Here is a 6,041-nt window from a genome sequence, read left to right as displayed (position 1 = left end):
AGGTAGCCGATGCCGAGCCGGGCGCGGCGGTACATCGGCATCGAAGTGACGTCGAAGCCGTCGATCTCGATCGTGCCTTCGTCCACCGGCACCAGCCCGGTGACCATATAGAAACAGGTCGTCTTGCCGGCGCCGTTGGGGCCGAGCAGCCCGACCGCCTCGCCGGCGCGCACGCCAAGCGTCACGCCGCTGACGACCTTGCGGCCCTTGTAGCTCTTGGTCAGGCCCTTGGCGATCAAGGTGCCCTTGAACTTGGCGGAATCGGCGGAAACCGTTGCCGGCGCCGCTGGTTTGCCGGCGGCCCGCCCCGGAAGGCGAGCCAGCAGCGACGATACGCCGGCCATTATTGCTTCGGCGCTCCCGACTTCGGCGGCGGCGTCATCGACATGATGACGCGCCCGCCACAGCCGTCGACCTGGGCGAGGCCGCTCTTCATCTGCACGGTGAGCTTGCAGCCCTTGAGCACGTTGGGGCCCTGCGACAGCACCACTTCCTTGCCGGAAAGCACGAGCACCTGGCTCTTCATGTCGAACGTGCCATTGTCGCCGGTGGCGATCTGGTCGTTCGACTTGATGTAGACCTTGTTGTCGACCACAAGGTGGTCGATGTTGGCCGAGCCGGTCATCGCCGACGCGCCGGCGGCGGCGCCCTTGGCGGCATTGGGATCCTTGACATAGTAGACCGTCATCTTGCCGGCCTTGAGCGTGGTCGGCCCCTGCGTCACGGTGACATTGCCGCTGAACACGGCGACGCTGTCGGCCTGGCGAACCTCGAGCTTGTCGCTCTCGATCTGGATCGGCTGATCGCCGGAAAGCTTGAGGCCCGAGACCTGGCTGGTCGTGCCGGACTGGGCAAGCGACGGCGACGCGCCGAGCAGCAGCAGCACCGAAGCCGCGCTCAAAAGCCGTGCCATACTATTGCGACGCATTCGATTCTCCGCCCTGTTGCTCTGCCGCCTTCAAGCTGGCGGGATCGATGTTGACGCGCACCTTGCTCTCGAAGACCAGGACCTTGCCATTGTCCTGGACCGCCATCGAATCCGCCGTGATCCGCGAGCCGCCACGGCTGACATCGACCGGATCATCCGTCTTCATAGTGCCTTTGCCCATGTCGAGGAAGACCGATTTGAGCTTGGCCTCGATGCCGTCGGTCGTCGTCACCGTAATGTCGCTGGTCAGGCTCATCGTGTTGCCGTCGCGGTTGTAGACGCCGCGCGTGGCGTTGACGGTCGCCACATTGTCCGATGTCAACGGCAATTTGGCGTTGATCCCTTCAAGATCGATGATGCCTTGCTTGCCGACGTCCTGGATGGCGCGCAGCGCCGTCAGCGAATAGGGCAGCTTCTGCTTGGTGAAGCCGTTGAGCTTGGGGTTGGCCATCACCAGCTTGCCGTCGGCGAAGGCGCTGCCTTCGGCCTGCACCGAGATCGAAACCGGGGCGGCAAGATAGGAATAGACCGGAAAGGCGATGGCGATGCCAGCTGCAAGCAGCGGCACCGCGAATTTCAGCACGCGCACCCGGCGCGAATGCCGCTGCGCGCGGTCGAACGCATCACCGCGCGTGCCGGCTGGCGCCGCTGGCGCCAAAGCCGTCTCGGCATTGGTCGTTTCGTTCGATCGCGCTAGCATGACTAAATTCTAATAAACCCTTGCCCCGCCAAATCACCGCCTATAGGTGGGATGTCGGCCCCCGTAAGCAAGCACAAGCGGAGGAAAACCGCAAAAATGTGACGGCTGCCGTTGTACAAACGGAAGTGAAGTCGACGCAATTTCCGCACTTCATAGCAGATACGGACGAGCGGCGTTAATTTTTCATGAAGCACCGCCTCGCGCCGCGCGGACGCTTTGACGCAACCCCGCCAGGAAACGGTAGCCGGGCGCGGACGCTTGCTTTAAAAGCAACTCTTCCCACCGACCGAGAGGCTGACCATGGCAATGAGAGCCGATGATCTGATCGACCGCCGCCGTTTGCGCCGCAAAGTGACGTTCTGGCGTGTTGCCGCGCTCGTCGTCGCGGCCATCGCGTTGATCGCCCTGTCGACCTGGGTCTATCGCGACGACTTCAGCGGCTCGGCCGTCGACCATATTGCCAAGGTCCGGATCGAAGGCACCATCACCGAAGATGAGGAGCTCATCAAGCGGCTGGAGACCATCCGCGAATCCCCGAGGGTGAAGGGCGTCATCCTGTCGATCGACTCGCCCGGCGGCACCACGGTCGGCGGTGAATCGATCTTCGAGGCAGTGCGCAAGCTCGCCGGCGACAAGCCCGTCGTGGCGGAAGTCGGCACGCTCGCCGCGTCCGCCGGCTACATGATTGCAAGCGCGGCCGACCATATCGTCGCGCGCAAATCCTCGATCGTCGGCTCGATCGGCGTGCTTATCCAGTATCCGGACGTCAGCGGCCTGATGGACAAGCTCGGCATCAAGCTCGAGGAGGTGAAATCCTCGCCGCTGAAGGCCTCGCCCTCGCCCTTCAAGCCGACCAATGAGGACGAGCGCGCCATGGTCCGCAAGCTCATCCTCGACAGCTATGACTGGTTCGTCGGCATCGTCGCCGACCGCCGCAAGATGACCCACGAGCAGGCGCTGGCGCTTGCCGACGGCTCGATCTTCACCGGCAGGCAGGCGCTCGCCAACCATCTGATCGACGCCGTCGGCGGCGAGACCGAGGCGATCGGCTGGCTGGCGACCAAGGGCGTCGACGCCAAGCTCAAGGTGGTGGAGTGGAAGGACACCGAACGGCACGGCGGCTTCCTGTTCTCAAAGACAATGGCGAAAACCATCGCCGGCGCGCTCGGCCTTCCCGACGCCGGCGGCGACGTCATTCACGAAATTGGAGCGGACCGCTTGTTTCTTGACGGTCTCGTTTCGGTCTGGCACCCTTGACGAGCCGTTTGGGACGAGCGAAAAAGCAAATAAAATCATCCTCATAATTTGACTGAAGTGCTTTCAGGGGAGCCGTTCTCATGATCAAATCCGAGCTTGTGCAAATTATTGCCACACGCAATCCGCATCTTTTCCTGCGCGACGTCGAAAACATCGTCGGCGCGATCTTCGACGAGATCACCGACGCCCTTGCCGAGGGCAATCGGGTCGAGCTGCGCGGTTTCGGCGCCTTTTCGGTGAAAAACCGGCCCGCCCGCACCGGCCGCAACCCGCGCACCGGCGAATCCGTCGAGGTCGAGGAGAAGTGGGTGCCGTTCTTCAAGACCGGCAAGGAATTGCGCGAAAGGCTTAACGGCGGCAAATAGGCGCGTAATTCATGCGCCGGCCTTCCGACAGGCCTGCTTTCGACAGGAAATCAGATGTTTAACCGCTTCATGCTCGTCGTTGTCTTCGTGCCGCTGGCCATCATCCTGATCGCGCTGGCCGTCGCCAACCGCGAGCCGGTCGCCTTCACGCTCGACCCGTTCAATCCCGGCAATCCGGCGCTGACGCTGAAGCTGCCGCTTTTCATCTTCCTGTTCCTGGCTCTCGCCGTCGGCATGATCGTCGGCAGCATGGCGACCTGGGTCAAGCAGGGCCGTTATCGCAAGCTGGCGCGCCAGCGCGGCGTCGAGGCCGAGAACCTGCGCCAGGCGGTTAGCCGCGCTCCGCAGGCGCCGCAGGGCCCGGCCCTGCCGAAGCCGACGGCCTGAAGCATTGCAACGCCGCGTGTCCCTTCAGGGCGCGCGCCAGGGATGCCGCAAGAATTTCCGTTTCGCGGGCGCCCTCACTGCACGGAGTCTTTCATGCTGACCATTTCGGCCGCCGAGGTCGACCAGGCGCTGACCTTTCCCGGGCTGGTCGAGACGCTGCGCACTGCTTTCCGTGACGGCGCCGTGCAGCCGGTCCGCCATCATCACACCGTCGAACGTCCCGACGGCGAGGCCTCGACGCTGCTGTTGATGCCGGCCTGGACCGACTTCAACGCCGCCGGCACCTCGGCGGGTGGCCATATCGGCGTCAAGATCGTCACCGTCTCGCCCGACAACAACGCCATCGGCAAGCCGGCCGTGATGGGTCTTTACCTGCTGCTCGACGGAACGACCGGTGAGCCGGAAGCGCTGATCGACGGCCAGCGGCTGACGCAATGGCGCACCGCTTGCGCCTCGGCGCTTGCCGCCTCCTACCTCGCCCGCAAGGACGCCTCGCGGCTGCTGATCGTCGGCGCCGGGGCGCTTTCGACCTTCCTTGCCAAGGCCCATTCGGCGGTACGGCCGATCACTGCCATTCGCATCTGGAACCGGACCCCGGCCAATGCCGAAAAGGTCGCCGCCGGCTTGCGCGCCGAGGGGCTGCCGGCCAGCGCCGCCGAAGACCTCGACGCCGAGCTTTCGGAGGCTGATATCGTCTCCTCGGCGACGATAACCACCCAGCCGCTGGTCAGGGGCGCGTTGTTGAAGCCGGGCGCCCATGTCGACCTTGTCGGCGGCTTCACGCCGACGATGCGCGAGAGCGACGACGACGCCATCCGGCGCGCCCGCGTCTTTGTCGACACCCGCGCCGGCGCCACCAAGGAAGCGGGCGACATTGTCCAGCCGCTCGCCTCCGGCGTGCTGAAGCCGGATGCCATCATTGCCGACCTGCATGAGCTGGCGCGCGGCGAGAAGGCCGGGCGGCAAAGCGACGGCGAGATCACCCTGTTCAAGTCGGTCGGCGCCGCGCTCGAGGACCTTGCCGCCGGCATAGCCGTCTACAAGGCGCTCAAGCGATAGCGTCTGCCGGCGCCACAGCCCTGCGATCGAACTTCCTGATCGCTTCGGCGCTGACCGGAGTGAACAAATTCACCAGATTGCCGTCGGGATCGCGCAGCAGCAGCGATCGGTTTCCCCATGGCATCGTCGTCGGTGTCTGCACGAAGTCGCCGATGGTCTCCACCAGCCTGCGATACTGCGCGTCGACATCGGCAACGCGAAATTCGATGATCGCCGAACGATTGGCGGCCGGCTCCGCCACATCCGCTCCGAACAGCGCCAGGGTGCGCGTGCTGCCGATCGCCAGCGTGCAGGAGGCGGTTGCCAGTTCGGCGAAATCCGGAGTGAACCAGGTCGCCGTCAAGCCGGTGATCGCCTCGTAAAATGCCACCAGAGGCTTGATCTGGTCGGTGATGATGCGGATCGAGACGAAGTCCATAATGTTCTCCTTGGGGCAAGCGCGGCGGATCAGGTGGCTTCTCGCACGAGGCTGCTGACAGCCTGGTGTCAGCAGCCTGCCACTGCGGACCTCAGGCTGCCTCGGTGGCCTTGGCACCCATGGCCTCGGCAATCAGCCGAAAATCGTGTTCGTCGATTTCGAACAGGCCGAAGCGCAGCTGATAGCCCCAGTTCGTCTTGCCCGCCGTGAAGTCCAGCCTGTCGAGCAGCGGCTTGATCGCCGCTTCCTCCGCCTTCGCCCAGGCGACATCGCGCCGGAATGGCGTGAAGCCACCGCCCATCTCGCCCTGGTAGGGCTCGCCTTCACGCACGGTGCCGATTGCCGTGAACGACTGCAGGCCGTCCTTTTCGCCGAGGACCGTGTTCGGCGAATAGTAGGCGATGCCGTCGCCGGGTCTGATGCGGCGCAACGGCGCCAGTCTGCCGTGGTTGACCTGCATGAAGCCGCCCGCGCGGCCGAGCCGGACATGCGCGGCCGAGGCGACGGCGATCCAGTGCGCGCTCATGCCTGGTCCCCGTCGTTCAGCCAATAGACGCGCAGCCGGTGATTGTCGGGGTCGAGCGCGACGAAGGTGCGGCCGAAATCCATGTCGGTCGGTGCCTGCAGGATGTTCAGGCCGCGACCCGCCCAGTCCCGGTGGGCGGCGTCGACCGCCGCCGGCGTGTCCTGCCCGAAGACGATCTCGGCGCCGCCGCCCGCGGCCGCCGCCGCCGGCTCCACCGTATGGCGCGACCACAGGCCGAGCTTGAAGCCGCCGTCGAGCACGAACAGCACGAAGGTCGGCGATGCCTCGACCGGCTGCCGCCCGATGAGCGCGGCGTAGAAGGCGCCGCTCCGCTCCGGGCTGTCGACATAGAGGATGACGAAATTGGGGGTGTTCATTGCTGTTCTCCAACGTGTCTTCGA

Annotated in this window: 10 protein-coding genes; 4 read left to right on the top strand and 6 right to left on the bottom strand. The window is 64.9% G+C overall.

Annotation, left to right across the window (positions count from 1 at the left end; genetic code table 11):
- The 3 genes from EN738_RS03160 to lptC all read right to left on the bottom strand — a co-directional run.
- A partial coding sequence (locus EN738_RS03160; protein ID WP_127282413.1) for an ATP-binding cassette domain-containing protein occupies positions 1-344 on the bottom strand: 344 nt, incomplete at its 3' end.
- Entirely contained in the window at positions 344-928 is a 585-nt protein-coding gene (locus EN738_RS03155; RefSeq protein WP_127282412.1) for an LptA/OstA family protein, read from the bottom strand. The genes EN738_RS03160 and EN738_RS03155, both read right to left, overlap by 1 nt.
- Positions 915-1,628 carry an LPS export ABC transporter periplasmic protein LptC gene (gene lptC / locus EN738_RS03150; protein ID WP_127282411.1) on the bottom strand — a complete coding sequence of 238 codons (714 nt, stop codon included), beginning with the start codon at positions 1,626-1,628 and terminating at the stop codon, positions 915-917. The genes EN738_RS03155 and lptC overlap by 14 nt, the downstream gene beginning before the upstream one ends.
- Before the next feature lie 300 nt (positions 1,629-1,928).
- On the opposite strand from lptC, the gene sppA reads away from it, so the two are divergent.
- The 4 genes from sppA (at position 1,929) to EN738_RS03130 (ending at position 4,696) form a co-directional block, all read left to right on the top strand.
- Positions 1,929-2,885 carry a signal peptide peptidase SppA gene (gene sppA / locus EN738_RS03145; RefSeq protein ID WP_127282410.1) on the top strand — a complete coding sequence of 319 codons (957 nt, stop codon included), beginning with the start codon at positions 1,929-1,931 and terminating at the stop codon, positions 2,883-2,885.
- 80 nt (positions 2,886-2,965) lie between these two features.
- Positions 2,966-3,250, top strand: coding sequence for an integration host factor subunit beta (locus tag EN738_RS03140; RefSeq protein ID WP_006200394.1), 285 nt, complete (start codon positions 2,966-2,968; stop codon positions 3,248-3,250).
- Between the two features lie 54 nt (positions 3,251-3,304).
- Positions 3,305-3,637: a DUF1049 domain-containing protein gene (locus EN738_RS03135; RefSeq protein WP_127282409.1), complete on the top strand. Its 333-nt coding sequence runs from the start codon at positions 3,305-3,307 to the stop codon at positions 3,635-3,637.
- Positions 3,638-3,730: 93 nt separating this feature from the next.
- A complete protein-coding gene (locus EN738_RS03130) occupies positions 3,731-4,696 on the top strand; it encodes an ornithine cyclodeaminase family protein (RefSeq protein ID WP_127282408.1) in 966 nt (321 codons plus the stop codon).
- On the opposite strand, the gene EN738_RS03125 is transcribed toward EN738_RS03130, so the two are convergent.
- The 3 genes from EN738_RS03125 to EN738_RS03115 all read right to left on the bottom strand — a co-directional run bounded on the left by EN738_RS03125 (position 4,686) and on the right by EN738_RS03115 (position 6,017).
- Complete coding sequence (locus tag EN738_RS03125; RefSeq protein WP_127282407.1) at positions 4,686-5,114, bottom strand: VOC family protein; 429 nt, start codon at positions 5,112-5,114, stop codon at positions 4,686-4,688. The two genes, EN738_RS03130 and EN738_RS03125, sit on opposite strands and share 11 nt — an antisense overlap.
- Before the next feature lie 91 nt (positions 5,115-5,205).
- Entirely contained in the window at positions 5,206-5,640 is a 435-nt protein-coding gene (locus EN738_RS03120; protein WP_127282406.1) for an EVE domain-containing protein, read from the bottom strand.
- Entirely contained in the window at positions 5,637-6,017 is a 381-nt protein-coding gene (locus tag EN738_RS03115; protein WP_127282405.1) for a VOC family protein, read from the bottom strand. Before EN738_RS03115 ends, EN738_RS03120 begins: the two co-directional genes overlap by 4 nt.
- Between the last annotated feature and the right edge of the window lie 24 nt (positions 6,018-6,041).

This window comes from Mesorhizobium sp. M4B.F.Ca.ET.017.02.2.1, assembly GCF_003998955.1.
GTDB lineage: Bacteria > Pseudomonadota > Alphaproteobacteria > Rhizobiales > Rhizobiaceae > Mesorhizobium > Mesorhizobium abyssinicae.
This window is presented reverse-complemented; position numbering and strand designations above follow the sequence as displayed.

What these genes read in the sequence shown, in the direction of transcription:
- EN738_RS03135 (WP_127282409.1), top strand. Translation starts at nt 3,305, where the DNA reads ATGTTTAACCGCTTCATGCTCGTCGTTGTCTTCGTGCCGCTGGCCATC.
- sppA (WP_127282410.1), top strand. Translation starts at nt 1,929, where the DNA reads ATGGCAATGAGAGCCGATGATCTGATCGACCGCCGCCGTTTGCGCCGC.
- lptC (WP_127282411.1), bottom strand. Translation starts at nt 1,628, where the DNA reads ATGCTAGCGCGATCGAACGAAACGACCAATGCCGAGACGGCTTTGGCG.
- EN738_RS03115 (WP_127282405.1), bottom strand. Translation starts at nt 6,017, where the DNA reads ATGAACACCCCCAATTTCGTCATCCTCTATGTCGACAGCCCGGAGCGG.
- EN738_RS03125 (WP_127282407.1), bottom strand. Translation starts at nt 5,114, where the DNA reads ATGGACTTCGTCTCGATCCGCATCATCACCGACCAGATCAAGCCTCTG.
- EN738_RS03130 (WP_127282408.1), top strand. Translation starts at nt 3,731, where the DNA reads ATGCTGACCATTTCGGCCGCCGAGGTCGACCAGGCGCTGACCTTTCCC.
- EN738_RS03120 (WP_127282406.1), bottom strand. Translation starts at nt 5,640, where the DNA reads ATGAGCGCGCACTGGATCGCCGTCGCCTCGGCCGCGCATGTCCGGCTC.
- EN738_RS03155 (WP_127282412.1), bottom strand. Translation starts at nt 928, where the DNA reads ATGCGTCGCAATAGTATGGCACGGCTTTTGAGCGCGGCTTCGGTGCTG.
- EN738_RS03140 (WP_006200394.1), top strand. Translation starts at nt 2,966, where the DNA reads ATGATCAAATCCGAGCTTGTGCAAATTATTGCCACACGCAATCCGCAT.